The organism is Nocardia sp. NPDC050408 (assembly GCF_044458905.1).
Classification (GTDB): domain Bacteria; phylum Actinomycetota; class Actinomycetes; order Mycobacteriales; family Mycobacteriaceae; genus Nocardia.
The window spans coordinates 608454-634061 of sequence record NZ_JBITIL010000003.1; the positions used below are offsets into that span (position 1 = coordinate 608454).

General features: G+C 65.7%; 26 protein-coding genes and 2 pseudogenes. 17 read left to right on the forward strand and 11 right to left on the reverse strand.

The window, feature by feature from the left end:
* Window positions 1-6 precede the first annotated feature (6 nt).
* The 5 genes from ACIBJI_RS12570 (at window position 7) to ACIBJI_RS12590 (ending at window position 4728) form a co-directional block, all read left to right on the forward strand.
* Window positions 7-459: a thioredoxin domain-containing protein gene (locus ACIBJI_RS12570; RefSeq protein WP_364339361.1), complete on the forward strand. Its 453-nt coding sequence runs from the start codon at window positions 7-9 to the stop codon at window positions 457-459.
* Window positions 456-722 (forward strand): UBP-type zinc finger domain-containing protein, encoded by a 267-nt coding sequence (locus tag ACIBJI_RS12575; protein ID WP_397084067.1) that lies wholly within the window; start codon window positions 456-458, stop codon window positions 720-722. Before ACIBJI_RS12570 ends, ACIBJI_RS12575 begins: the two co-directional genes overlap by 4 nt.
* Window positions 722-2371, forward strand: coding sequence for an FAD-dependent oxidoreductase (locus ACIBJI_RS12580; protein ID WP_397084069.1), 1650 nt, complete (start codon window positions 722-724; stop codon window positions 2369-2371). The genes ACIBJI_RS12575 and ACIBJI_RS12580 overlap by 1 nt, the downstream gene beginning before the upstream one ends.
* A 14-nt stretch (window positions 2372-2385) precedes the next feature.
* On the forward strand, window positions 2386-2826 hold the full coding sequence (locus ACIBJI_RS12585; RefSeq protein ID WP_364339795.1) for a DUF1931 family protein: 441 nt from the start codon (window positions 2386-2388) through the stop codon (window positions 2824-2826).
* A 225-nt stretch (window positions 2827-3051) separates the two neighbouring features.
* A complete protein-coding gene (locus tag ACIBJI_RS12590; RefSeq protein WP_397084071.1) occupies window positions 3052-4728 on the forward strand; it encodes a PucR family transcriptional regulator in 1677 nt (558 codons plus the stop codon).
* On the opposite strand, the gene ACIBJI_RS12595 is transcribed toward ACIBJI_RS12590, so the two are convergent.
* Window positions 4670-4972 carry an NUDIX domain-containing protein gene (locus tag ACIBJI_RS12595; protein WP_364339369.1) on the reverse strand — a complete coding sequence of 101 codons (303 nt, stop codon included), beginning with the start codon at window positions 4970-4972 and terminating at the stop codon, window positions 4670-4672. The two genes, ACIBJI_RS12590 and ACIBJI_RS12595, sit on opposite strands and share 59 nt — an antisense overlap.
* A gap of 283 nt (window positions 4973-5255) precedes the next feature.
* Window positions 5256-5357, reverse strand: a pseudogene (locus tag ACIBJI_RS12600) (hypothetical protein); the annotation flags it as partial.
* Between the two features lie 209 nt (window positions 5358-5566).
* Here ACIBJI_RS12600 and ACIBJI_RS12605 point away from each other — a divergent pair.
* The gene (locus ACIBJI_RS12605; protein ID WP_397084074.1) at window positions 5567-6679 is read left to right on the forward strand and encodes a hypothetical protein; all 1113 of its coding nucleotides are present in this window, start codon (window positions 5567-5569) and stop codon (window positions 6677-6679) included.
* Between the two features lie 156 nt (window positions 6680-6835).
* Here ACIBJI_RS12605 and ACIBJI_RS12610 read toward each other — a convergent pair.
* A pseudogene (locus tag ACIBJI_RS12610) lies at window positions 6836-6931 on the reverse strand (hypothetical protein); the annotation flags it as partial.
* A 1791-nt stretch (window positions 6932-8722) separates the two neighbouring features.
* On the opposite strand from ACIBJI_RS12610, the gene ACIBJI_RS12615 reads away from it, so the two are divergent.
* The 3 genes from ACIBJI_RS12615 to ACIBJI_RS12625 are packed head-to-tail and all read left to right on the forward strand — an operon-like array spanning window position 8723 to window position 10497.
* Complete coding sequence (locus tag ACIBJI_RS12615) at window positions 8723-9079, forward strand: DoxX family protein (RefSeq protein WP_397084076.1); 357 nt, start codon at window positions 8723-8725, stop codon at window positions 9077-9079.
* Between the two features lie 20 nt (window positions 9080-9099).
* On the forward strand, window positions 9100-10287 hold the full coding sequence (locus tag ACIBJI_RS12620; protein ID WP_364339375.1) for a cytochrome P450: 1188 nt from the start codon (window positions 9100-9102) through the stop codon (window positions 10285-10287).
* Window positions 10288-10299: 12 nt separating this feature from the next.
* Window positions 10300-10497: a ferredoxin gene (locus ACIBJI_RS12625; protein ID WP_364339377.1), complete on the forward strand. Its 198-nt coding sequence runs from the start codon at window positions 10300-10302 to the stop codon at window positions 10495-10497.
* A 363-nt stretch (window positions 10498-10860) separates the two neighbouring features.
* Here ACIBJI_RS12625 and ACIBJI_RS12630 read toward each other — a convergent pair whose 3' ends face one another.
* Together ACIBJI_RS12630 and ACIBJI_RS12635 are read right to left on the reverse strand one after the other, a co-directional pair.
* A complete protein-coding gene (locus tag ACIBJI_RS12630) occupies window positions 10861-11532 on the reverse strand; it encodes an MspA family porin (RefSeq protein ID WP_397084079.1) in 672 nt (223 codons plus the stop codon).
* A 620-nt stretch (window positions 11533-12152) separates the two neighbouring features.
* The gene (locus ACIBJI_RS12635; RefSeq protein ID WP_364339382.1) at window positions 12153-12617 is read right to left on the reverse strand and encodes a hypothetical protein; all 465 of its coding nucleotides are present in this window, start codon (window positions 12615-12617) and stop codon (window positions 12153-12155) included.
* A 502-nt stretch (window positions 12618-13119) separates the two neighbouring features.
* On the opposite strand from ACIBJI_RS12635, the gene ACIBJI_RS12640 reads away from it, so the two are divergent.
* The 5 genes from ACIBJI_RS12640 to ACIBJI_RS12660 all read left to right on the forward strand — a co-directional run bounded on the left by ACIBJI_RS12640 (window position 13120) and on the right by ACIBJI_RS12660 (window position 17511).
* On the forward strand, window positions 13120-14133 hold the full coding sequence (locus ACIBJI_RS12640; protein WP_397084081.1) for an alcohol dehydrogenase catalytic domain-containing protein: 1014 nt from the start codon (window positions 13120-13122) through the stop codon (window positions 14131-14133).
* A gap of 336 nt (window positions 14134-14469) precedes the next feature.
* Complete coding sequence (locus ACIBJI_RS12645; protein ID WP_364339797.1) at window positions 14470-14868, forward strand: TOBE domain-containing protein; 399 nt, start codon at window positions 14470-14472, stop codon at window positions 14866-14868.
* 5 nt (window positions 14869-14873) lie between these two features.
* On the forward strand, window positions 14874-15653 hold the full coding sequence (gene modA, locus ACIBJI_RS12650; RefSeq protein ID WP_364339386.1) for a molybdate ABC transporter substrate-binding protein: 780 nt from the start codon (window positions 14874-14876) through the stop codon (window positions 15651-15653).
* Window positions 15653-16465, forward strand: coding sequence for a molybdate ABC transporter permease subunit (modB, locus tag ACIBJI_RS12655; protein WP_364339801.1), 813 nt, complete (start codon window positions 15653-15655; stop codon window positions 16463-16465). Before modA ends, modB begins: the two co-directional genes overlap by 1 nt.
* Complete coding sequence (locus ACIBJI_RS12660) at window positions 16462-17511, forward strand: ABC transporter ATP-binding protein (RefSeq protein WP_364339388.1); 1050 nt, start codon at window positions 16462-16464, stop codon at window positions 17509-17511. Before modB ends, ACIBJI_RS12660 begins: the two co-directional genes overlap by 4 nt.
* Before the next feature lie 65 nt (window positions 17512-17576).
* Here the strand turns inward: ACIBJI_RS12660 and ACIBJI_RS12665 are convergent, their stop codons facing one another.
* The 3 genes from ACIBJI_RS12665 to ACIBJI_RS12675 all read right to left on the reverse strand — a co-directional run bounded on the left by ACIBJI_RS12665 (window position 17577) and on the right by ACIBJI_RS12675 (window position 19560).
* Window positions 17577-17864: a putative quinol monooxygenase gene (locus tag ACIBJI_RS12665; protein ID WP_364339390.1), complete on the reverse strand. Its 288-nt coding sequence runs from the start codon at window positions 17862-17864 to the stop codon at window positions 17577-17579.
* Window positions 17865-17983: 119 nt separating this feature from the next.
* Complete coding sequence (locus ACIBJI_RS12670; protein WP_364339392.1) at window positions 17984-18217, reverse strand: hypothetical protein; 234 nt, start codon at window positions 18215-18217, stop codon at window positions 17984-17986.
* A 206-nt stretch (window positions 18218-18423) separates the two neighbouring features.
* The gene (locus tag ACIBJI_RS12675) at window positions 18424-19560 is read right to left on the reverse strand and encodes an FAD-dependent oxidoreductase (protein WP_397084085.1); all 1137 of its coding nucleotides are present in this window, start codon (window positions 19558-19560) and stop codon (window positions 18424-18426) included.
* Window positions 19561-19642: 82 nt separating this feature from the next.
* On the opposite strand from ACIBJI_RS12675, the gene ACIBJI_RS12680 reads away from it, so the two are divergent.
* Entirely contained in the window at window positions 19643-20317 is a 675-nt protein-coding gene (locus tag ACIBJI_RS12680) for a helix-turn-helix domain-containing protein (RefSeq protein ID WP_364339396.1), read from the forward strand.
* A gap of 9 nt (window positions 20318-20326) precedes the next feature.
* Here ACIBJI_RS12680 and ACIBJI_RS12685 read toward each other — a convergent pair whose 3' ends face one another.
* Window positions 20327-21529, reverse strand: coding sequence for an erythromycin esterase family protein (locus ACIBJI_RS12685; protein ID WP_397084087.1), 1203 nt, complete (start codon window positions 21527-21529; stop codon window positions 20327-20329).
* Window positions 21530-21641: 112 nt separating this feature from the next.
* Here ACIBJI_RS12685 and ACIBJI_RS12690 point away from each other — a divergent pair, with 112 nt between their 5' ends.
* On the forward strand, window positions 21642-22334 hold the full coding sequence (locus ACIBJI_RS12690) for a MerR family transcriptional regulator (RefSeq protein WP_364339803.1): 693 nt from the start codon (window positions 21642-21644) through the stop codon (window positions 22332-22334).
* A gap of 136 nt (window positions 22335-22470) precedes the next feature.
* Here the strand turns inward: ACIBJI_RS12690 and ACIBJI_RS12695 are convergent, their stop codons facing one another.
* Together ACIBJI_RS12695 and ACIBJI_RS12700 are read right to left on the reverse strand one after the other, a co-directional pair.
* Window positions 22471-23793 (reverse strand): cryptochrome/photolyase family protein, encoded by a 1323-nt coding sequence (locus ACIBJI_RS12695; RefSeq protein WP_397084089.1) that lies wholly within the window; start codon window positions 23791-23793, stop codon window positions 22471-22473.
* Between the two features lie 15 nt (window positions 23794-23808).
* Entirely contained in the window at window positions 23809-24411 is a 603-nt protein-coding gene (locus ACIBJI_RS12700; protein WP_364339402.1) for a lipocalin family protein, read from the reverse strand.
* Window positions 24412-24588: 177 nt separating this feature from the next.
* On the opposite strand from ACIBJI_RS12700, the gene ACIBJI_RS12705 reads away from it, so the two are divergent.
* Window positions 24589-25431 carry a MerR family transcriptional regulator gene (locus tag ACIBJI_RS12705; RefSeq protein WP_364339404.1) on the forward strand — a complete coding sequence of 281 codons (843 nt, stop codon included), beginning with the start codon at window positions 24589-24591 and terminating at the stop codon, window positions 25429-25431.
* Window positions 25432-25608 lie beyond the last annotated feature (177 nt).

A 25608-nucleotide genomic window follows, 5' to 3' on the forward strand; every position in this document is an offset into this window, starting at 1 on the left:
ACGACGATGGAAACCGCGAAGATCAAATGCCCCAACTGTGGGAAGTTCAACCGGGTTCCGGCCGCGGCGGAGGGCACACCGCGATGCGGTAACTGCCACAAACCGCTGCCATGGATCGTCGCGGCGGGGGACGACGACTTCACCGAGGTGACCGAAAAGTCTTCGGTGCCAGTCCTTGTCGACCTGTGGGCAACCTGGTGTCGGCCCTGTCTGATGGTCAGCCCTGCGCTCGAACAGCTCGCGACCGAACGTGCCGGTCGGCTGAAGCTGGTCAAGGTCGACGTCGATGCCGCACCCCGCACCGCCGAGCGGTTCGTCGTGCGGGCGGTGCCGACCTTGCTCGTGCTCGACCACGGCGAGGTGCTGGCCCGGCAGGCGGGCGCCGCTCCGGTACCGGAACTGCGGAGGTGGCTGGACCAGGGCCTCTCCGATCGAGCGGATAAGGGGGTGACCGCATGACCTCCACCTATACCGATCCCCACGTCGCGGCGATCCAGCCGGTGGCGCCGCGGACACCGCAGGGCTGCGAAGAGTGTCTTCGGCTCGGCACGCCATGGCTGCATCTGCGGCTGTGCCTGACCTGCGGGCACGTCGGCTGCTGTGACTCATCCCCGATGCGGCACGCGCGAGCGCACGCCACCGGGACCGGCCACCCCATCGTCCAATCGATGGAACCCGGCGAGAATTGGCGCTGGTGCTACGTCCACCAGAACTTCGTCTGATGAACGTCGAAACCCCGGACGATATCGGCGCGTTTCCGCGATTGTCGGACGCGCAGGTGGCGACGCTCGCCGTCGGCGGCGCCCGGCGAGCGGTGCGTGCCGGTGAGACGTTGGTGCGCGCCGGCGCGCCGAGCGACGAGTTCTTCGTGATCCTGTCCGGCAACGTCGCGATCGTCGATGACGATGCGGGGGAACGCCGGGTGCTGCGCATCCACGGGCCCGGCCGATTCCTCGGCGAGCTGGGCCTGCTGGAAGGTCAGGTCGCGTTCTACACCGCGGAGATGATCGAAGACGGCGAGGTGCTGGTCGTCCCGATCCAGCGGGTACGCGCGCTGGTCGAACACGATCCGGTGCTCAGCGACCTCATTCTGCGCGCTTATCTGATCCGCCGCTGCCGGCTGCTCGGTATCGTCTCCGGGTTCCGAATCATCGGTTCCTGCTACTCGCCCGACACCCGGCGGCTACGCGAGTTCGCGATGCGAAACCGATTGCCGCACACCTGGATCGACCTCGAGCGCGACAGTCGGGCCGAAAAACTCCTGCGTGATCTCGGGGTCGCACCCGAGGACACTCCAGTCGTCATCTGGCGTGGCGAGCGGGTGCTGCGCAATCCGACGAATGCCGAATTGGGGCGCCTCATCGGCCTACCGGTGCCGGACACGCTGCGCGAGGTGTGCGACCTCATCGTGGTGGGTGCTGGCCCGGCCGGCCTGGCCGCCTCGGTGTACGGCGCCTCGGACGGGCTCGACACCTCGATGCTGGAGGCGATTGCGGCGGGTGGACAGGCGGGCACCTCTTCGCGCATCGAGAACTACCTGGGCTTTCCCGCGGGCATCTCCGGCACCGAGTTGGCCGAGCGAGCGGTCATCCAGGCCGGAAAGTTCGGTGCTCGATTGCTGGTGTCCGCGGAGGTAGTCGGGCTGGAAGCCGAGGATGGACACCATCTGCTGCGGTTGGCCGGTGGCGGCGCGCTGCTCGGCCGCACCGTCGTCCTGGCCACCGGCGCCCGCTATCGCAGACTCGCCGTGACCGGAATCGAGCGCTTCGAAGGCGCCGGCGTGTACTACGCCGCGACCCATCAGGAGGCGTCGATGTGCGGCGTGGACCCGGTGGCGATCGTCGGCGGCGGTAACTCCGCAGGGCAGGCAACGGTGTTTCTCGCCGGTCACGTCGAGCACGTGCACCTACTCATCCGGGATGGCGATCTCGGCAAGAGCATGTCCCGGTATCTGGTCGAGCAGATCGAGCAGCACCCGCGTGTGACGGTGCACCGCAACACCGAGGTGCGCGAGGTAGCCGGTGTCAGCGAACTCGAAGAAATCGTAGTCGAGAACAATCGCACCGGGGAGCGGGAGGAGCTCGCGGTGCGCGCCCTGTTCGTTTTCATCGGGGCCGTGCCGTGCACAGTTTGGTTGGCGGACACTGTCGCGCTAGACGCGCACGGCTTCGTCCGGACCGGTCCGGATGCGGTGTACCCGGCCGAGGATCAGCGCGATTCCGGCCGTCGACCGCTACCGCTCGAAACAAGCAGGCCCGGCGTCTTCGCGGTGGGCGATGTCCGTAGTGGCTCGGTCAAACGAGTCGCGTCCGCCGTCGGTGAAGGCGCGATGGCGGTGCGCCATATTCACGAGTACTTCGAGAGGAGCTGACCGAAATGCCGGTAATGGGCGTTGTCAAATTTCAGCGTTTCTTCCGAGCCGCGGCCGGGCTGCAGGTGGACCGCAATGATCTCAAGCGCTACACCGAATTCATCGACGACAAGATCTATGACCTGTTCGTCGTTGCCAAGGCGTCGGCGAAGGCGAACTCGCGCGATGTGATCGAATCGTGGGACCTGCCGATCACCGCGGGACTGCAGCAGAGCATCCATCGGTTCGAGAAGCTGGATGAGGAGATCGAGCTGCAACCGCTGCTCGACCAACTCGCCGCGCGCCCGCCGCTCGACCTCGCCCTCTCGGACGACACCGAGCGTCGGCTGCCGCTGATCGCCGGTGGTCTGAGCGTGGCGCTCGCGCAGACGTTCGTCGCGATCGCACCGAAGGTCAAGAATCCGGGAACCGCCGAATGGTCCGTGGTATTCGAGATATTTCATCGGCTGCTTTGATGCGGCAACGGCATATTCGGCATGGGCGGCAAACGCCGGATTGATCGGTGTACCGTCGATGATCAACGCCCGCAGAATTAATCCGCACCTGGATGTTGTCGTTCGAAGTGGATCGGTGCGCGTGGCGGCGAGTGGAACGGCCGAAAATTTCGGGGTGGGCGCGGCCGAGGACGCCGCAGCGCCGGGTCCGACCTCGAAACCTGCTGCCACAGGCCAGAACCCGCCATGAATCAGCAATTGTTGAGTTATCCAATCGCCGACAGCTTGGTGCGCGCACAACTGGCGTCGCTGCACGGGCTGTGCAGGCTGTCGGCGGCGCTGTCGAGCGAGCACGAAGAAGTCGAAATACTTCGAATGGCCGGTGCGGCTGTCCCGTCCCTCGGCTCGTGTCGCACGCGGGCGAGCTATCACCGGGTAGACGGCGAATTCCTGCGGTACCCGCAGACGCGACCCGCACAGCCCGGCCTGGACACGCAGGTCAGTGCCCAGGGCGGCGAGGGCAGCGTGAACCTGGCCGACGAGAAGTGGGGGTGGGCGTTCGTCCTGCGAAGTTCGTCCGGAGCGGTCGGTTCACTCATTGTCGGCTCCGACCGCGCGCCGCGGCCAGACGAGATATTCCTGCTGGAAGTGCTGGCGCAGCTCACCGGTGCGGCTCTGGCCAATGCGACCACGCACGAACGGGCTTCCGCCCACGCGACCGAGCTCACCCAGATCAACGAGCGCTTGACCGCCACGGTGCGACGCCTCGAACGGCAGACGCGGGTGCACGAGGTGCTCGCCGGAGCCGCCGCGTACGGACAGGGCGAACAGGGTATCGCCGACGCCCTCGCTCAGCTGACCGATTTGCCCGTCGCGGTCGAGGACCCCTTCGGCAATCTGCGGGCCTGGTCTGGACCCGGCCGACCGGAACCCTATCCCAAAGCCGCACCGGAGCAGCGTGATCAACTGCTGCATCGTCTCGCGACCCACAATGCGCCGCTGCGGGTCCAAGATCGGGTGATCATGCTGGTGAAACCACGTACCGAGGTCCTCGGCACGCTCGCACTGATCGACCCGGACCAGCGCGTGGTCGAGGCTCAGCTGTTCGCACTGGTGTACGGCAGCACCATGCTCGCCCTCGAACTCGCACATCAACGCAATCTCGCCGAGATCGAACTGCGGCTACGTCGCGAGCTCGTCGACGATCTCGCCTCCGGCACCGACAATGACAGCGCCTACGCCCGCGCAGAAGCATTGGGACACGACCTGCGCGGACCGCACTACGTCGTCCTGGTGCACAGCGCGCGCCGCGCCGACGACACGATCGCAGAGGCCGCGAGCCACGCCGCGTCGGCCCTGAGTCTGCAATATATCCTGGGCCGCCACGGCGGCACGGTCGTGCTGATCACCGACCGCAGACCGGATCCGGGCGCCTTCCACCACGCAATCCGCGAACGCGTCGACGCGACGCCGATAACCATCGGCATCAGCGGCCGGTGCGAGCAGCCGAGCGATTTCGCGCGATCGTTCGCCGACGCACTCCGTGCCGTCCAAATCCGGCTGCGGTCGCGGATACCGGACGGCGCGACGGCATTCGAAGAACTCGGCTTCTATCGTCTGGTCGACGCGGCGCGCGCCGACGGTCAAGTCGACGACTTCATGCGCGAATGGCTCGGTGCCCTCCTGGATTACGACGCCACCCGGAACTCGGACCTCGTGTACACCCTGGCCCAGTATCTCGAATGCGGCGGCAACTATAACGATTCCGCCGCCGTGTTACACATCCATCGCAGCACCCTGCGCTATCGCCTCGGCCGCATCCGCGAACTCACCGGCTTCGACCTACGTGATGTGAATATCCGATTCAATCTCCAAGCCGCAACGCGCGCGTGGCAATTCCTGTCCGCCGTCCCTGATCCGTGACGTTGTTGCGACCGCCAGTTGCGGTCTCTTCCTTGACTTCCCGGATCAGGGCTTGGTCGATGGATTCGCCGGAATCGACTTTGCCGCTGGGAAGTTCCCAGATCCCACCCATGAAGTCGTCGGCGGGGCGTTGCAGCAGAAGGACTTTGCCGCTGTGTTGGACGACAGCTCCCACGGCGAGTTGTTGCACCTCGTCCCGGTCGGCTTCCCGCGTCAACTTCTCCAGCAGCGTGGTCTCGATCATCGAGTTCTACCCCTTCAAATCGGCGTGGTGGGTGATGACTTTGTAGAGCGCTTCGACGTAGCGGTCGACGAGCGGCAGGTCCTCGTCTCGATGCCAAACAGGGAGTCACGTCGGCCTGAACGGCACACGAGGGTGGTGTGGTGGAGCTCTTCGGCTCTTGGGTAGTCGCCGGGAGCGTAGGCCAGTTCGCCGGTGAAGGCCGGGAACAGCGGACCTGGCCACGATCCTCTACGACAGTGAATTCTTCGATGACGTGCCGGTCGAGGAGTTCGTCGTGGATGTGCTCGGCGATGCGATGACGGCCTACGAGGTAGTCATCCAGATGTGAAAGCTGTTGCAGTGCAAGGGCTGCAGCCAGCGGGTGGATGCGATGCTCAAGTCCCATGCCCGTCACGGCGTAGCGACTGAGGTCCGAATGCGCTGGGATCCGAACTGCGCAATATGCAGGCCCGACAGTGTTTCCGCTTCCCGTCAGTGGTGAGTCCGCCGCACGCGGGCGGATATACGATGCGCATCGTTCACGCAGTGCGCCAACGGATTTCGTCGGTCGAAGGATACCCCCTCAGCTGCCTGCGTTCGTTCGAAGGAGCCGCCATGACCAGATACGCGCATTTCGTCGGTAGCCTGCCCGAGGCCCTGATGACCAGCGATCGAGACGTCCTGGAATGGTTCGCCGACCAGAGTGACGGTTGGCCACTGACCGCAGTGCCGCGCGACCTCGATGCCGACTGGGTCGTCGCCTATCTGCGTACTCTCGAAGCACGCGACGCCTTCAGCATCGTCCGCACGGGCGACTACGCCGACTACAGCGACATGCGCAGCTACGGTGTGCGGCCCGGCCACATCCTCGAACCACGCGATGCGGCGATGGGGCGAGTCGAGCGGATCGGTGCGATTGTCTCGGAGTTCGAGTCGCTGCAGCGCAGCCGTCCAGAGTTGGCGGACAAGCGGGTTCAGATCAGCCAGCCCAACCCATTGGATCTGGCCCTGTACGTTTTCGCCGGCGCGGCGGTCTCGCTCGGCCTTCCCATGGGGCCCGCAGTCCGCAACCTCGGTGTGGTCGTCACCGCTCTTCAGCATCTGCCCGTATTCACGGACGCAGTGCTGCAGGAGATGTCCGAGGTGACCGCTCGGTACGGCGATCGCGTTGTGTGGCAGGTGGAATCACCGATCGCAACGCTCGGCATGGTCAAAGCCGAGCAACTGCGGGCGCAGTGGTCACTGGGACCGCTGCTGGCACGCCAGCTCGGCGGCTTTCTCATCCGCACCCACGAGATCGGCGCGGCAACAACCCTGCACCTGTGCTACGGCGACTACAAGCACAAGAACCTGCTGACCCCCCGCGGCTTGGCGCCAGTGGTGAACCTACTCGGCCACCTCTCCCGGCTACTGCGCAAACGCGGAGTGCCCCTGCCGGTCGTACATGTTCCCTGCGCCTACGGTGCCGATCCGGCCCCGTTGGATCCGGCGTTCTATCGCCCGCTGCGGCGACTGGATCCCGGCTGGCAACTGATCGCCGGTGTCGTCTCTGCCGACGATGTCGACGACAGCATCCGCGCGCTGACACTGTTCGAACAGGCCTCCGGCCGAGCCACACATGGGGTAGCCACCGCGTGCGGGCTCGGCCGACGAACCGTCGAGGACGCTCGGGCGGCCGCCGCAGCCACGGTCACCACGGCACGTGCCGACGTCGGCGCACCTCGCTGACCACGCGGTCCGCGTAGCGCAACGGCTCTCCGGACGGAAGATGTAGCGGCCACGCGGACCAGGGGATAAACCAGAGTGTTTGATCGACCTAGTGCACATTTTCGACTCCGTGTTAGCAGGTGTCGAGAAGGCAGCGGGCAGCGTGAGGTCGAGCCACGGTCGGAACCATGAACAGTCGTCGGGTTCGTCCTGGAGGAACTTCTGGAACGGCTCGGACTCCTCTGGAGGCTTGTAGGTGTCCTGAACTTCCAGGTGGAACGCCTACGCTGGCAGGAGTGGAATAGGCGGTCGAACGCCTCATCCTGCGCGAGTTGCACCGTAGGACGTCCTTTTGCCTTCATGAGGGAAACAATGGATAGCGAGAGCTTCGGGCCGTCCGCAATCGCTCTCGCTTCCTCGATGACCGGGTCGTCGAACGTTTCCCTATCGCCGCGTGTTGACCGAGTACCCGGACGACATTGTCGCTGAACACTTCGAGTTGGCCGACGGATCGTGAAACGACTGACGCGCCTCGACTGGTGGGGCTAGGGCGCGTTGAGGTTTCGGCATGTCTGGTGTCAGGTGATGCGCACGGAGATGGTGGTGCGGGTGGTGACCGATGGCGGCCCTGAATAGCGCTCGCTGCGATCTGCACCTTGACGAGATCCTCTGGGCGACGGTCCGCCCGGTCATGGTGCAGCGTGGCGGCAGGGAATTGCCGGTTCCCGCTGAGCCTCCCGAGCATCCAGAAATGCCGATGAGCGTACATTTGCGCAGAGCCGTGGGTTACCTATTTCATCGACCATACGGATCGAACATATGCCATGGACATGCGGCAAACTGTCACCTATGCTCGGAGATATTCCGAAGTCTTTCGATAATTCGTGTGGCTGGCGGATATAAATATATGGTTCCAAATCTCTTTTCGTATGAAAGGGATATATCTATGGGCACAAGCAAATGCCGGGCTTCCGACCCGCGTCGACAGAAGATGGTATCGATTGTCGTGGCGGCAGCGGTTCCAGTGGCGCTCGTGCTCGGGGGAACCGCGATCGCGCAAGTCGGCGCTACGTCGGCCACAGTGACCCGGTCCGGCTACCTTCAGTCCGTCTACTCACTAACCGTGCCGCCTCCGCCGCACGTGCCGTCGCCCGATGAGCCGCTGCTCGAGCCTCACCCAGAGCGGCCTAATCCAGAGCAGACCCAGCCTGAGCAGCCTCCGCCGGACCAGTCGATCCCGTGATTCGAGCTCCTCGAGCCGAGTAACACTCGCCGAACCGCTCTCACAGACGAGCGCGCGTACCGAGTCGAGCGATGTCGCGCGCTGAAAGATCCGCAGGAGATCAAAATCCCGGATAGCCCATGCGACCTCGCGCCTGCGGCCGACGTCGACCCGAGCGGTCAGTGAATCCGACGGCACTGGCGTGTGCGGTGACCTCGCTGCCCAGCGTCACTCGGTCATATTGGAATTGCTGTACGGCTGCCTGAGCGGCCGGCGAGAACGCGTCACCGGCACGGCAGCAGCACGCCCGTGAACCCCGCCCGCGCTCTGATACTCCTGCCTTCCGGCACCTTCGCATCCCCCGTAGGCCGCACGGAACTCGCGTGGCATGGCCCGAGAAACAATCGTTCGTACGGGAGCCACAGCACGGCTGCTGGCATTCCTCGGCCACATCGCGGATCAATTCGATTGTGAACCAAACGCTTTCGTGTCCCATCGGGAATACGTTGCGTGTCGCGGCCGCGGTGGCGGCGTAGTCGAAAACCATGCCGCCCAGCCGGATGGTGCCCAACACTTCCGAGCCGGAGCCATGCGTCGTGCCGTCATGGTCTGGGCTTCCTCGGGCAACGGCCGAACGAATGTCGCTGACGAAATATTCAGAAGCTCTTGACTGACTGTATCTTCGTGAGTGACGATATCGTCAGTGAACGCGCAAGTGCGGGGCGTTTGCCACCGCGGTCGAAGACGGTGTCGTCGCAACCATCGAACTCGCCCCGGCATCGACGAAGGTCGGTGGCTGACGTAGCTGGCTATGCAATCGAATGGAAAGTAGGTGTGCGCCGATGACAGTCGCATCCATCGTGTTCGCCGTGCTGTTGGCGATCGGGTTTCTACCGCTCGGTGTGGTCAAGGTGTTGGCCGTGGCGGACATGCGTCAGCGTGGCGAACATTTCGGCTACTCGGTGACCGCCTTCCGCGGCATCGGCGTCCTCGAGATTGCCGGGGCGCTGGGCATACTGGCCGGCACGATGTGGTGGCCGCTCGGGGCGGCGGCCGGAATCGGACTGATGCTGTTGATGATCGGCGCTCTTATCACCCATATGAAAGCCGGTGACAGTGTCGGTGAGTACGCACCGTCGATCGGCGTCGGCGTGCTGGCGGTCGCCTATGTCGTGACTGCGTTCGGTGCGCACCTATGACCGCTCGAAAGGGAATTCCGATGCGTAATCGAGCCCATGTCCCGGCCTACCGCCCCGACATCTACTCGCACCAGGGGATTCTCGATCCCTATCCGCACTACGCGCGGCTGCGCGAGCTCGGGCCGGTGGTGTGGCTTGCCAAGCAACGCGCCTATGCGCTGCCGCGTTATGGCGAATGCAAAGCCGTCCTGCTCGACGATCAGACCTTCGTCTCCGGAGCCGGCGTCGCCTTGAACCCGGTGGCCAACCGACTCTCGAAGGGCACCACCCTCAACAGTGACGGCGAGGAGCACAAACGCCGCCGCGCGTTGCTCGCCCGCCGGTTGTCCCCGCGTGCACTGCGAGCGATGCGCGAATCGGTCGACCAGCAGGCGGTCGCGGCCGTCGAGCAGGCGCTCGCGCGGGGACGTATCGACGGGGCCGAACTGGCGGCCGCGCTGCCGATGTCGGTGGTACCGGATCTGATCGGCTGGCCCCAGCACGGTCGGGAACACTTGCTGCGGTGGGCGGGAGCAACATTCGACGCGCTAGGGCCACTCAACCGGCAGTCCATTCGCACCGCGCCGTCGGCGGTCGGGATGATGCAGTTCACGCGGCAGCTCGCCCGCGAGCGGGACCTGCTGCCGGGCAGCGTCGGGGTGGACGTGCTGCAGGCAACCGACGACGGCAAGCTGTCCCAAGCTGAATGCCCGGCCCTGCTGATCGATTACCTTGCCCCGTCGTTGGATACCACGATCAGCGCTATCGCCAGCGCCATGTATCTGTTCGCACGCCACCCCGAGCAGTGGCAGCTGCTCAAGGACGATCCCACCCGCATCCCGAACGCGGTGAACGAGGTTGTGCGTTTCGAATCACCGCTGCGTGCGTTCTCCCGCAAGACAATTCGTGATGCCGACATCGCCGGAACCAGCATCCCGGCGGGCGCACGGGTGGTGGTGATCTATTCCTCGGCCAATCGTGACCCGCTGGAATGGGATGACCCCGACACCTTCGATATCCGCCGCGACGCGACCCGCCAACTCGGCTTCGGTCACGGCACGCACGGTTGCGCCGGTCAAGGTCTCGCGCGGCTGGAAACCCAGGCAATGCTCGCCGCACTCGTCGAGCGCGTCGAGCGCATCGAGATCGCCGGTGAGCCCGAATGGGCGATCAACAACATCATTCACCGCTTCGAACGCCTTCCACTGCAACTCATTCCAGCTCGATAGAAGGAATCCATCATGAAGATCTCCATCGACTACTCGCGGTGCGAGGGACACGGTCTGTGCGCCGTGCAGGCGCCCGAGATATTCAGCCTCGGTGACAACGCTGAGCTCATCTACCGTTTCGATGGTGCCGAGGTGCCCGGTGATCTCGTGACCGCCGCTCGTACAGCCGTGGACTCCTGCCCAGTCGCGGCGCTACGGGAGATCTCATGAGTCCCACCCGCCTGCTGCGGTCGAAATGGATCACGCGGTTCGACGCCGAAAACGCCGCCGAGACCACTGAACACTGTGAGCGGCCCGTCACGACGGGCCGCTCACCGCTTGTGATCGATTATCGAGTCTGTGGTGGGCCGATCTCGGTGGCGCCAGCGCTCGATTCCTTACTTGTGGGTCGTTACGTCCGGGAATCCGGGGAGGCGTTTGCGGCAGTGCCCCTTAGCGCCTCGTCCGGATAGCTTGCTGCGCCACCCGCTCCGGCTGCTCGTCGAATGCGGCGTGGGCGACCACCATTCGACTGCGTTCGACGGAACCCTCCGAACCAAGGATCGATACCGCAGACGCCATCCGGTCGCGGTACTAAAACGTGAATTCTGTTCCGTAGCCGGTTGTCTGGGCGGTTCCGCCGGTACCGTCGGCGCGTACGGTGACGAAAGGCATGGCTGATGCGGGCGATATACATCCGCTGATGTTCAGTGGCGTGTTGGTGTGGCCGAATGTGTATGGGAACGTGACGTCCTGATCCAGGCTGGCGGCACCGATAACCACCGCCGTGACGTTTCCCGGTGCGAGGCTTACCGTAATCGCTCCGGTGAGACTGGCATTGACGCCGACATTCGGTGAAATTGCGACAGTGACGCTGGGCGAATCGCCAAGGGTCAATGCGAGCTCGGGTGCGATACCCGCGCTGACACCGACGCTCGGCGCAATCCCGATGGAGACGCCTTGGCTGATATCCACGGCGCAACCGACCAGATATCCGATCGCAATTTCCCCGTCGCGAACGGATGAAACGCCGTCGACAGACACCGAGTAATTTCCGGACACTTTGACTGCGTGCACGAACGGGATTCCCGTTGCTATATCGCCTCCGGCCGGGACGACATTGTTCATATCCACCGCTGCGACGACGTGCATGCCACCGGCATCGACTTCTCCGGATGCCGCATCAGCGGGTGTGATGGCAATGCAAGTCGCTGCACCGACAATCGCGGTGAGCGTTGCAATACTCCTCAGATACTTCCTGGTCATAGCACTCCAGTCGACTAATTACCGACACAGACTGTTCCGAAAAAAGATCGCTCGCGACACCGGACTCGAAGTGTTTACCCGCCCAGTAGGTTCGATACGGGACCAGCACTCGAACCTGTCGGCAGACCCTACCGCACCTACGGGACAACCGATCTCATGCGCGGTGTTACTCATTCGGCCTGTCGACCACCCGGGATATTCACAGCGGTGGCGCGAACTGACCGTCCCGATCCTGCGGAGGACGACGTCGATCGTCGCGGCACTGCCCGCCGATACGGTTGCGGATAGTTGTGCTCGGCATTCGCCACGCCGGTGGTGGTTGATGTGTCGCCGATACCGTAAACGGCTGGTATCAAACGGAATTGATCAAGCTGCGTGCCCCTGGCACAGTGCCGACCACATGCTCAGAACCCGCTCACCCAAACCTGCTGGGCTGTCACGCAAGTGCCTCGTCCAGAAAGCTTGCCGCGCCACCCGCTCCGGCTGCTCGCCGAGCGCAGTGATGCGGCGGTCGCATGCGGCGTGGTCGACCACCATTCGACTGCGTTCGACGGACCCCTCCGAGCCAAGGCTCGGTACGGCTGAAGCTATCGGGACGCGGCACTAGGAAGGCTTCGAACTCACCGAGGCGACTCACCCCGGTCGTTGCCGCGGGTTTCGATAGCTTTGACGGTCTTATCGAGGGCTTGTTTCAGTACACGTTTGCCGACGGTCCCGACCACGACTCCGAGGACCCGTCCCTTGAGATTCTTTCCCTCGCGCACCATGACCACATCCACATCGGTCTTCCCGTCAGACCGGCGCGTGAAGGTGTAGGTGTGACCCGAGTGTCCGCCCCATATGTTCGAGTCGGTGGTCGTCATGACGACGCGGTCGGGGTTCGACCAGTCGTAGTGCAGTCGTTCCCAGATGCCATGCGAGCCCTCCGTGACATCAGCGTCGCGTCGGCCCTGGTCGTGCACCTGGAGGTATTTGTCGGCGCTGTTGCCGAACAGTTGTGAGCGGCCCGGCCCGAAATCGGTGAGCGCCGCCACGAACTGCTCCGGTGTCGAACTCGTGGTCTCCTTGAAGTGGATCGTGGACATCGTTGCTCCTTTGCTTTTGGGTGACTGCTGCATCGGGGTATTCGCGCACGTCGTAGCGCACGCTGGCACCGGCCCACAGCACCCGTTCGCCGGAGGTAATTCGGACCGAGTGATCGCCCTCGACGTGCGCGGTGTTCCTATTGATGAAGCATGAGCTTCGGTACATGCCAGCGCAAGGCCGTCCGATAGCGCATCGAGACCGTCGATGGGGTATCGAGCAAATGATCTACCAGCTCGCAACGATTGTCACCTGGGGCCAAGAACTGCGGACGTATGATTTTCACGGCGTCGTAATGGGCCGAGTGGGGGTGCGACGCCGCGCGGGATGGATGACGGCTCGTCGGTTGCACATTGGCACGACCAAGTGGTGCGACGAGGGTGACACGGTGCTGTTGGCACCGTCGTTGCAGGCGATAGTTCGAGAAATGCCGGTGCCGCTGCCTCGGTCCGCTCTGGTGAGGTCCGCGACGCCGCCGCTCCCCAAGGGAAAGCGAGCATACCGATGTCTACTCATCAGGCTGTTCACGTGCAGTCCGCCGATGCGGCGTTGAAACTGGTCGATGTCGAAACAGACGCACCGCCGCGCGACCATGTGCGCCTCGCGGTCTCGGCCTGCGGGATCTGCGGCACCGACCGCGCGTTCGTCAGTGGAGCATTTCCGAATATGTCGTGGCCGCTGACACCGGGGCATGAGATTGCTGGCACCATTGCCGAACTCGGTGCCGGCGTCGACAACTATGCCGTCGGTGACCGCGTTGCCGTGGGCTGGTTCGGTGGGCATTGCGGCAAATGCGTGCCGTGCCGCGAAGGCGACTTCATCCACTGCCAGAACATCCAGGTCCCCGGCTGGCAGTACCCGGGCGGATACGCCGAGTCGGTGACCGTACCGGCCAATGCGCTGGCCCGCATCCCCGACGCGCTCTCGCTGGCCGAGGCCGCGCCGATGGGTTGTGCCGGTGTCACCACCTACCACGCGCTTCGCGAAACCCGGGCGGTGCCCGGCGACCGCGTCGCCATTCTGGGTGTCGGCGGACTGGGCCACCTCGGCGTGCAATTCGCTCACGCGATGGGCTTTGAAACGATCGCGATCGCACGCGGCGCGGACAAAGCCGAAGATGCCCGCGCGCTCGGCGCCCACCACTACATCGACTCGACCGCTGGCGATGTCAGCCGAGCACTACGGGGACTCGGCGGTGCGTCGGTTGTCCTCGGGACCGTGGGCAACGCCAAAGCCATGGGCGAAACCGTCGATGGGCTACTACCGCGCGGCGAGCTCATCGCCATCGGGGTCTCCGCCGAACCGCTGCCGATCAGCCCGATGCAGCTGATCGCCCGCGGGCTCAGCATCACCGGCCACGCCTCCGGCACCGCCCGCGATATCGAGGAAACAATGCAATTCGCGGTCCAATCGGGCGTGCGCACACGGATCCAGCAACGGCCGCTGAATCAAGCCGGCGAGGCATACACCGAGATGGAACGGGGACGGGCCCGATACCGCATGGTCCTCACGGTCTGACCGATTGGTGCTGACGGTTCCGGATCAGCTGTGGCCCCCACCGCGCCGAGAACGTCGGCCGTGCCCGACCCATGAGGCCATTTTGCCGGAACAGCAAGATCGCGTGCCAGATCGTGGTGAGCGTGGCAAGAATTAGCGCCTGGGACGCAGAACACCTGGTCGCGACGGGACGGCGTCGACACGTCCTGCTCATTCGCCGCACCGCCTGAACCTTGCACCCAACGAAGGAGACCGCCGTGCCCACCACGACGCGCCGCAAACGCCGCGGCGACGCCCCGTGGACGTGCGTGTGCATTCGGCTATGCATTCCGTGGATACGGCAATATGCTGCTGATCGTGTCGAATCTGCGGATCAGTGAGGTTGCCGCGTTGATGGGTGTCAGCGATGACACCGTGCGGCGGTACATCGATCAGGGCCGACTCAACGCTATTCAGCTGGATAACGGGCGCATGGGTGTGAGTGGCCGAGAGCTGGCGGAATTTCTGCGAGCCAACTCCGACGCCCCGGAGCCGGGTGCCACGGTCGCGATCTCGGCGCGGAATCGGATGCGCGGGATCGTCACACGCATCGTGAAGGACACGGTGATGGCTCAGGTCGAAATGCAGGCCGGGCCGTTCAGGTTGGTGTCGCTGCTGAGTCGGGACTCGGTCGACGAGCTCGGCCTCGAGGTCGGCAGCGTCGCGGTCGCGTCGGTCAAGTCCACTCATGTTGTTGTAGAAATCCCGGAAAGTTGACGAGGATGATTCGTTCGCTGAGCGCGGTTGCTCTGACCGGGGCTGTCGCGTTGACATTGATCGGCTGTGGATCGGACAAGTCGTCCGATACGGCCCGCACCGACAAGATCTCCGGAACGGTGACGGTATTCGCGGCCGCGTCGTTGACCGAGACGTTCACCGAGTTGGGCAAGCAGTTCGAGGCCGCCCACCCCGGCGTCGAGGTTGTTTACAGTTTCGGTGCGAGTTCGGCGTTGGCGGAGCAGATCAAGCAGGGCGCCCCAGTCGATGTATTCGCCTCGGCGGCGCCGAAGAATATGCAGCAGGTCCTCGACGCAGGCGATATCACGGCGCCGCCGGTGACGTTCGCACGCAATCGTCTCGAAATCGCGGTCCCCAAGGGCAACCCCGGCCATATCACCGGACTTGCGGACCTCGGCAAGACCGAACCCAAGATCGCGCTGTGTGCCGAGCAGGTGCCCTGTGGTGCCGCCGCGAAGACCGTATTCGAGGTCGCCGGTGTGCACCCGCGGCCCGATACCCGTGAGGCCGACGTCAAGGCAGTGCTGACGAAGGTCACCCTCGGAGAGGTGGATGCGGCGCTCGTTTACCGCACCGATGTCAAGGCCGCCGGTGACAAGGTGGAGGGCATCGACTTCCCCGAGGCGGACATGGCGATCAACGACTATCCGGTCGCGCCGCTGGCCAAGGCTCCCAACGCCGCAGCCGCTGCGGCGTTCGTCGATTTCGTCCGGTCCGACCGAGCGCGCACGGTGTTCACCGAAGCGGGATTCGACAACCCGTGATCCGGACGTCGGCGCGAGGGCGGGCAGCGCGCGGGCGGCGACCGCTCGTTCTCGTGCTGCCCGCCGTCTGCGGTTTGGCGTTTCTGTTGTTGCCGCTGGCTGGGCTATTGCTGCGCGCGCCTTGGCGTGGTCTGCCCGAGCGGTTGTTCAGTGCCGAGGTCGGCCAGGCGCTGCGGCTGTCGCTGGTATGTGCGAGCTCGGCGACTGTCGTCTGCGTTCTGTTCGGGATTCCGTTGGCGTGGCTGCTCGCTCGCGGTGAGATCCGCGGCATCGGGTTCGTGCGGGCACTGGTGACGGTTCCGCTGGTACTGCCGCCGGTGGTCGGTGGTGTCGCACTGCTGCTGGTATTGGGCAGGCGCGGGATCATCGGGCGCTATCTGTATGAGTGGTTCGATGTCTCACTGCCTTTCACCACCGCCGGGGTCGTCGTCGCAGAGGCATTCGTGGCGATGCCGTTTCTGGTGATTTCCGTCGAAGGTGCGCTGCGGGGAGCCGACCCCCGCTACGAAGAAGCCGCGGCTACCTTGGGTGCGTCGCGTTGGCTGACTTTCCGGCGAGTCACGTTGCCGTCGGTGATGCCGGGGGTGATCGCGGGTGCGGTGCTGTGCTGGGCGCGTGCGCTCGGTGAGTTCGGTGCCACGATCACTTTCGCGGGCAACTTTCCGGGTAAGACGACGACCATGCCGTTGGCGGTCTACCTCGCATTGGAAACCGATCCCGAGGACGCGATCGTGCTCAGCTTGGTGCTGCTCACGGTGTCGGTGGTCGTACTGGCGGCGTTGCGGGATCGGTGGACGCGAGGAGCGGTATGACACTCGAGGCCGAAATACGCATCACCCGAGACAAATTCGAACTCGATATCGCCGTCAGCGTGGCACCGGGTGAAGTCGTCGCACTGCTGGGCCCCAACGGTGCGGGCAAGACCACGGCATTGCGGGCACTGGCCGGACTCACCCCACTCACCGGTGGCAACATTCGTCTCGACGAAAATACGTGGGACGCACCGCCGAAGCTGTTCATCCCGGCCGAGCGGCGAGCGATCGGCGTCGTATTCCAGGACTATCTGCTGTTCACGCACATGTCCGTCCAAGACAACGTCGCCTTCGGACTGCGCGCTCGTGGGCACCACCGCCGGGCCGCGCGTGAGCGCGCGAAGTATTGGCTCGAACGAGTCGGCCTCGCCGAGCATCTGCACGCCAAACCGCGCGCGCTGTCGGGCGGCCAAGCTCAACGCGTCGCGCTGGCCCGCGCGCTCGCCACCGATCCGCGACTGCTGCTGCTGGATGAACCGTTGGCGGCACTCGACGCCAGCACCCGCTTGCAGGTCCGCTCGGATCTGGCCCACCATCTCGCCGACTACAACGGACATACCGTGCTGGTCACCCATGACCCGCTCGATGCCATGGTGCTGGCCGACCGCCTCGTCATCGTCGAAAACGGCAGCATCATCCAGGAAGGTCCACCCAGCGAAGTCGCCCGCAGACCACGCTCGGACTATGTCGCAAACCTGGTGGGCCTCAACCTCTATCGCGGCACAGCCCACGGCAACACGATCGATCTCGACGACGGCGGCACACTTACTGTGGCCGAACCGGCCGAGGGCGCTGTCCATGTCGCGTTCCCGCCGACCGCGGTGAGCCTGCACCCTGAGCAGCCGACGGGCAGCCCGCGAAATACCTGGCCGGTCACCGTGGTCGGGCTCGAACAGCACGCCAACACCACCCGGGTTCGCCTCGATGGCAGCCCGTCCGTGCTCGCCGATGTCACTCCCGCGACCGTCGCTGATTTGCGTCTGCAGACCGGTGTGCCTTTGTGGGCCGCGGTCAAGGCCACCGAAACGCACACCTATCCGGCGTGAAATGCCCTAGTTACGCACGTTAAATTTCCCTCTGCGGACGGTTCGGGTCCGCAGAGGGTTGGGGTTCAGAGGGTGTCGAAGAACTCGAGCCTCGGGGGTGCGGCCAGAAGTGGCGTCATGAGCTTACCGGCGGCGCGGAAGTGGTCGGAGCGGGTGTGCGCCTCCAAAGCTTCCTTGTCGGAATAGATTTCGAAGAAGCGGTAATTGTTGGGATCGGCCTGCGAGCGGGTCAGCTGGTAGGTGTGATTGCCGGGCTCGTTGGCCCGGACCTGCGTGACGAGGTCGGCGACGACGGATTCGAACTCGGGGCCGGCCCCGTCCTTGACGGTCACATCGGCAGTTACGGCGAGCATGGTTCTCCTCAGGGTGAGTAGATGACGGACTGATGGTGTCATCGATGCTGCGGACCGCGATGCCCGCCCGCTCGGCGGCGTCGAACCAACGCGGATCGGTTCTCTCCTCGAGGAGGGGATCAGCGAGGGGAATCGGTGTGCAGCCAGTGCCATGCGACGACACCGACCCACAGTTGGAAAGCGAGCGTGCTCACGGCCAGCACCGGAAACAGCGCGGAGTGGATGAGTGTTGCGCTGCCCGCCAGGCTCAGCGCGAGCACCGCTGTGCCGGCGCGGTGCAGCCACCGCACGCCGGGCGCACTCATGCGGCGCAGACTCAGCACGATCGCGGCGACGAACAGCAGTCGCGGCATCGCCGACAGCGCGAGACCGAAGGGTGATGGATTTGCGAATGCCCAGCGTCGACGGGGCCGAAGCGACGCCGTCGACGCACTCGGCGAGGGCTGTCGGTCGCGCGGCCGCGGGCGAACCGGTGGTTTCCCGGTCGTATGTGAGACGCCGCTTTGGCCGGCGTCGTTGGCCGGGCAGCTGCTGCCGGGCCGGGCCGACGGGCGTCCGATCAGCGCTCGACAGGTTCAGCGCCGGTGAACATGTCGATAAGGCTGTGTGGGGCGTTGCTGTCGAGGTAGAGCGGGAGAAGTTGTGCGGCATCGGCGGCGGCTTCGGCGCTACGGGAGAACAGGGCATCCTCGTATTCGGTGAGTGCGGCCTCGATGTCGTCGGGGCGAGCGGCGATGGCCTTGCCGAGCTCGGCGCCGTCGAACATGGCGAGATTGGCGCCTTCGCCGGAGGGCGCCGTCAGGTGGGCGGCGTCGCCGAGCAGGGTGACGCCCGGGACACGGTCCCACCGGTGGTCGCTCGGTAGGGCGTGGATGGTCCGCAGGACCGGTGCGGTCTCACCGTCGGTGATGAGCGCCGTGAGCTCCGGCGCCCAGCAGTCGAACTCCTCGGCGACCCGGGCGGTGGCCGTGCCGGGATCGGAAAAGTCGATGCCGTCGCCCCACTCTCGGGGCTTGTTGAGTTGGACGTAGGTATGCAGGACGCCGCCCGGTTCCCGGTGGGCGACGATCCCCTTCCCGGGCGCGAGCGCGAACATCGAGCCTGCGCCGACGGCCTTCGCGCTCGCAGGATGGCGCTCGTCACTGTCGAACAGGTACGTCTCGATGAACACCGTGTCGAAGTACTCGGGCTCAGCGCCGGACAGCAGGGGACGCACGCGCGACCACGCGCCGTCCGCGCCGACCAGGAGGCCGGTCGTCCGGGTCGATCCGTCGACGAAGGTGAGCTCATGCCGGCCGTCGCCGAGGGAACCGACAGCGGCGACCTTTCGCCCCCAGGCGACCGTGTCGGTGGGCAGCGAGTCGAGCAACATCTGGCGCAGCCGACCGCGGAGCACCTCGGGCCGCCCGCCGGTGCCGTCGTCGGGCCGGTCGAACAGGACGGTTCCGTGCATATCGAGCACCCGGATCGCCTCGCCGCCCTCGTGGATGAGGCCGAGGAACTGGTCGAACAAACCGGCGTCCTTCAGGGCGAGCTGGCCGTTGTGGTCGTGGATGTCGAGCATGCCGCCTTGTGCGCGGGCGGTCGGGGAGGCCTCCGCTTCGTAGATGGTCACCGGGATCTCGTGGATGTGCAGGACGCGCGCGAGCGTGAGCCCGCCGAGTCCTGCGCCGATGATCGTGACTGGTGTGGCCATCTCGATTCCTTTCGCCGGGCAGCTTTGGAACAGCGTTCCAATATAGTTTGGTACGGCGTTCCAAACATGTCAAGATGAGGACATGACACAGCGGCGTGCGGACGCTCTGTCCCAGGAGCGCATCGTCGAAGCAGCCGTGGAGTTGCTCGACGCCGAGGGTGAAGCCGGGTTGACCTTCCGCCGACTCGCCGGGCACCTGCGGACCGGGCCCGGCGCGATCTACCACCACGTGGCGAACAAGAGCGAGTTGCTCATCGCCGCCACCGATGCCGTTCTCGCGCCCGCGATGACCGCCGGTGTAGCCGATGACGTGCGGGAGGAGGACGCGGTCAGAGCGGTCGCGCTCGCCGTCTTCGACGCGATCGACGCGCATCCGTGGGTCGGCACGCAGCTCTCCCGCACCCCGTCGCAGCCGGCGATGCTGCGGATCTTCGAACGCATCGGACGGCAGGTTCGAGCGCTCGGCGTTCCGGAAACCGCCGAGTTCACCTCGGCGTCCGCGCTGCTGAACTACATCCTCGGCGTCGGTGGGCTCAACGCCGCGAACGCCCGCGTCCTGGAGCAGGGCACGAACCGGACCGATTTCCTCACCACGGTGTCGGTCGCGTGGGCGAACCTCGATCCCCAGCAGTACCCGTTCACCCGTGACGTTGCCGGGCAGCTGCGCGACCATGACGATCGTGAGCAGTTCCTCGACGGCATCGACCTCATCCTCACCGGCATCCGCATGCTCGGGCGCCGTTCCCGGTCGAGCTAGAGTTTGCTGCTACCAGTATTGATACCGTTTTCCATCGGTGTCGGCGATGAAGATGACCGCATCGGCGCCGCCCAGCTCTGCCGGGTTCAGTGGGATGTGGCCGGGCACAATCGGTTTGCCCGTGCCGATCGACGGGGGCAGCGCGGCACGCAGGGCCGGTGTCGGGAACAGAGCACGACGGGTCGTCGCCTCGGCCAACATGCCCTGGAGGGTGCCCGGGGCGCTGTCGGGGTTGGCGTCGGTTGCCAGGAATGCGTAGCGCTCGCCGAGGGTGAGTCTGACGAGTGCTCCGGCGCTTCCCCAGCTCACCTCGCCCTCGTCATGCGCGCGTTGTAGGTGGGCGTTGTGCGCGAACACCAGGCTAGGCCCGCGTTGCTGCTCCTGGGCAACGATCGCGAGCAGGTTCTCGGCCATCATCTCGGCGCGCACGCTGAGCAACAGCGCGATGCGATCGGGCACGGGACTGGCCATGGCCGCGTGATAGCGCAGCAGGCCCTGGGCGGTGCGCGCATGTGCGACGGCGCTGGCGTAGCCGGTTGGGTCGGCGGCGTGCAGGTCGGGTGCCGCGCGGCGCAGCGCACTCGCGAGGTCGTCGGCGATGATGCGCAGTGCGCGGGCGCGATCGGAGTTGCCGATGGACACTGCCGGGTCGAACATGGCCGCCGGGTTCGACCAGTCCGTGTCCTGGCCGAACAACGTGTCGAGGTCGCGGGCCGATTCGGGGCGCAGCGCCGCGGGCAGGTAGTCGTTGACCGAGGACAGTGCGTGTCGCGGGCCCGGTGCACCGGCGTACTCCACCGGTGCCTCGAAGCCGTAGAAGCGAACCCGGTCCGACGGTGTGCGGCCGGCGTTGTGCGTGCGGAGCCATTCGACGAGTTCGCGGTTGCCCGGCACAGCGCCGAACCCGTGGCTGAACCCGGTCGCCAGCACCTCGTCGATTTCGGCGGTGGATCCGTCCACGTAGTCGTCGACAACGGATGCGGCAAAGAAATCGGTCTCCAGCACGATCGATCGATACCCCCGTTCGACGAGGTGAGTGAGGATTTCGTTGCGCAGCAACGGGAATGCCTCGATCCCGTGTGTGGGTTCGCCGAGGGCGAGCAGGGTCGGCGGCTCGGTGTGTGCGGCGAGCAGTTCGTCGAGGGCTTGGCCGAGGCTTGCCGGGTCGTCGAGTTGGTGGCCGATTCCACGTAGTGACGCGGCAGTAGACATGAACACCCCTTCCGGAAGGAACTGCCCTCAACGCTATCGTTGAAGAATCGGGTGAAGCTTCTAGGACTTCTACCTGGAATCAATACATCAAAGCCTCAATCGGAGGTTCGAGCTGCGGCCCATCGACCTCGCCCGAGAACACGGATTGTCCGCCCAAGCGATCCGCAACTACGACGACGCGGGCATCCTCCCGCCGACCGAGCGCAGCCAGACCGGCTACCGGCGCTACACGCCCCTGCACGCACAAGCTCTGCGTGCCTTCCTCGCGTTGCGCGGCGGCCACGGGCACCAGCAGGCGATGGAGATCATGCGCTCGACCAATCGAGGCGATAGCGAGTCCGCCTACCGGCTCATCGACGCCGCGCACGTCGCGCTACTCGCCGAGCGCAACACCCGCACCGAGGTCGCCACCGCCCTCGGCGCCCTGTCCACTACTCCCACTCCCATCAGTGGTCGACCCCTGACCGTGGGCGAACTCGCGCGCCGGCTCGGCGTGCACCCGGCTACCCTGCGCACCTGGGAGACCGAGGGCATCCTGCGCCCCGAACGCGACCGGGTAACGGGCTATCGCGAATACGGACCGGACTGCGTGCGCGACGCGCAGATCGCACAACAACTCCGCCGAGGCGGATACCTGCTGCACCAGGTCGCGCAGTTCCTCGACGCGCTGCGCGACGCAGGCGGTACGGACGCGTTGAGCGCCTTCCTCGACGCCTGGCAGGATCGGCTGACCACACGAAGCCGCAACCTTCTCGCCGGCGCGGCCCAACTCGACGCCTACCTCGCCCTGCTCGATCTGACCTAGCGAGCGTGGCCGACGAGCGAGAGCGACGTCGATGTCGGACGCCGGCCGAGCTCCAGCAGTGTGGGCGGACGGTGTGGGATCGTGGCTTTGGTGCGGGCTGCCGGAACTCCTTCCGGCCATCCGATCGGGATACCGATCACATCCCGGGAAATTCCACCAACGGCGCGGGATAGATATCCGCCGGCACTGCGGCACGCCAGGGCCGGTGCACCGCAGCGCCCGGCAGATGGGCCAGCTCCGGAATCCAGCGCCGGACGTACTCGCCATCCGGGTCATGGCGCTCGGCCTGCCGAAGCGGGTTCAGCACCCGATTCGGCCGGGTATCGGTGCCGGTGCCGGCCACCCACTGCCAGTTGAGCTGATTGTTTGCGACATCGGCGTCGACCAGCCAGTCCCGGAAGTGCTCGGCGCCGATGCGCCAGTCGATTCCGAGCGTCTTGGTCAGGAAGCTGGCGGCGATCAACCGGGCCCGGCCGGGCATCCAACCCTCCTCCAGCAGTTGGCGGAGCCCGGCATCAACGACGGGATAGCCGGTTCGGCCGCCGCGCCAGGCCGCGGCCGCAGCGGGATCCTCCCGCCAGGCCGTGCGCCGCGACCGGTAGTCGTGCCATCCGGCATCGGGCCGAGCAGCCAGCAATTGGTGGTGGAAGTCCCGCCACGCCAGCTGGCGGGCGAACGCCTGACCGCCCGCGCTCGACAGATCCGTCCGAGTGCGCACCTCGGTCGGCGACAAACAGCCGAAATGCAGGTACGGGGACAACCGCGAGGTGGCGTCGGAGGCCAGATCGTCGCTGTGGTTCGCGTAGTCGAGGACCGCCCCGGACAGCCACTCGGTCAACAACTTTCGGCCGGTGATCGCGCCGCCGACCGCGAGCCGGGGCGACCCGGTACGGTCGCGGGCGGCGTAGTCCGGCAGCGGCTCACCGGTCACCGGCGTCGGAACAATGAGTTCCCGTGGTGCGTGCAGCGGGCGGCGCAGCGGCGTGTTCAGCCACCGGCGGTAGTACGGGGTGAACACAGCGAAATGATCCCGGCCGGACGATGGGGACAGCTCCGCCGGATCGACAGCGGTGATCGAGCCGGGATGGGCGTGCAGCAGGCAACTGCGTGCGGCCAGCCGCTCCCGCAGCGCCGCCTCGCGTTTGCGGCTGTACCAGCTGACATCACGGGCGACGTGCACGCTGTCGGCGTGAACATCCCGCACGATCCGATCCACTTCATCGACGACGTCGCCGTAGCGAACCACCAGCCGGCCACCGGCAGCGTGCAATTCGGTGTCCAGTTCGGCCAGCGCAGCCGCCAGGAATCGGGCCCGATTCGGTGACGAGCGACCGGCGACGATCTGCTCGTCGACCACGAACAGCGGCACCACTGCGGCACCTTCCCCGACCGCGGCGGTGAGCATCGGATTGTCGCGCACCCGTAGGTCGCGGGTGAACAGTGCGATGGTGATGGTCATCGAATCGAACCTCGCTCAGGCCGTGCACAGTGGCGCGACAGCCTCGACTCCGCTTGTGGTGGGCGAGGTCAGGTAGAGGCAATCGTTTTCCCCGGCCGCGCCTATCGCGGCGCGTACGCTGCGCCATTCGTCGGCATCGAGCGTTCGAGTCCGCGCCAGGACGAACCCGGAGATCCGGTGTGGGTCGGTGACCAGCGCCCAGGAATAGTCCGGCCCGAGTGAGGTCACGATGTAGTTCGGCTGGCCGTAGAGCTGGTCCTGCGTGGGCACACCCGGAAAACTCACGTGCAGCTGGGCTTCGGTGACCGGATCGGACACGGTGGCGGTGCCGGTGATCTCGTTCGGGGTACCGGCCCAGGTGGTGCAACTGTTGTGCACCGATACGTTGCCCTGCGGGTCCAGCGCGTATTCGGCGTGGGTGTCGCGGGCACAGTTGAGATTGAAGAACTGAGGCACCGCCGCGAGCTGATACCAGGTGCCGAGATAGCGGTTCAGATCCAGGTGGGTTACCGGAGCCGGGCCGGCCCAGGCCGCCGGCGCGGTAAGGGATAGTGCCGCGGCCGTGGACGCGGCGACGACGGCGAGTCGGCGGAGCGGACGTAGACCAGGCACGATCACTGTTCTCCTTCGAGGTCGATGGAATTCCCACCCTACCACCTATCGATGCATAATCGATGCAGTCGGAGCGAGTAGACTCCGGCCCGACACCGAGGAATCGTAGGAGAGCCCGATGCGAATCCACTGGGTACGTGGTGCCGTCCACGACATCCGGTGGCGGGCAGGCAGAATGAGCCCATGACCGCCGGTACCACCTCCGATTCCGCAGTGGGGTACACCGTGCGTGCGGTCGCCGACCGCCTCGGCATCCCGATCGCCACCCTGCGCAGCTGGAACCAGCGATATGACATCGGACCGACTCGCCGACGACCGGGGCAGCACCGGCTCTACACCGAGGCCGACATCGCGGCGCTGGAACGCATGATCGCGCTCGTGCGCGCCGGTGCCAGCCCGGCCGGTGCCGCCGCGGCGGTGCAGGGGCCGGCCGTCGCGGCGGGCGACCGAAAACCTTTGCTGGCAGCGGCCTTCGCCCTCGACTCCGCTACGGTGTCCGGGCAGCTGGCCGCGCATTTCCGCGACTACGGCGTGCTCGAAACCTGGAACGAACTGTGCCGCCCCGCGTTCGCCGAGATCGTCGCCGAACAGCGGCGTGGCGTCGGCTGTATCGACGTCGAACACTTACTGTCCTGGTGCGTCACCGCGGTGCTGCAGCGCAACTATCCGCCGCTGCCGGCTCCGGAACAGCCCACGGTGGTGCTCGCCTGCACCAGCGGTGAGGCGCACGCGCTGCCGCTGGAGGCGTTGCGCGCCGCCCTGGTCGAACGCGGTGTCGGCGCACTCATGCTCGGCGCCGACGTACCGGCCGGCGCCCTGGCGAACGCCTTGACCCGGCGGCCGGCACCGACCGCCGTGATGCTGTGGTCCCACCAGGAATCGACTGCGCTCGTCTCCGCCGTCCGTACCTGCGTCGACGCGGGCGCGGACGTATTCGTCGGGGGTCCGGGGTGGGAGGCGGTGCGGCTGCCGGCGCCGGTTCGCACACTCGGCAGTCTCGACGACGCCATCGCACAATTCGCCTGATTTCCGCACTAGGGTCGACCTGGACCGATTTGCGAACCCCTGCCCGAATACCCCGCGTCGGCTTGCTTCACGACAGTCATCAAACGATGCATACTCGATGCATTTTGTCGGTGCTGTGGCGCTGGCCGCGGCTGGAATCGCGGGACTGCTTGGTCGACGTGGCTGCTCTTCTCGTCA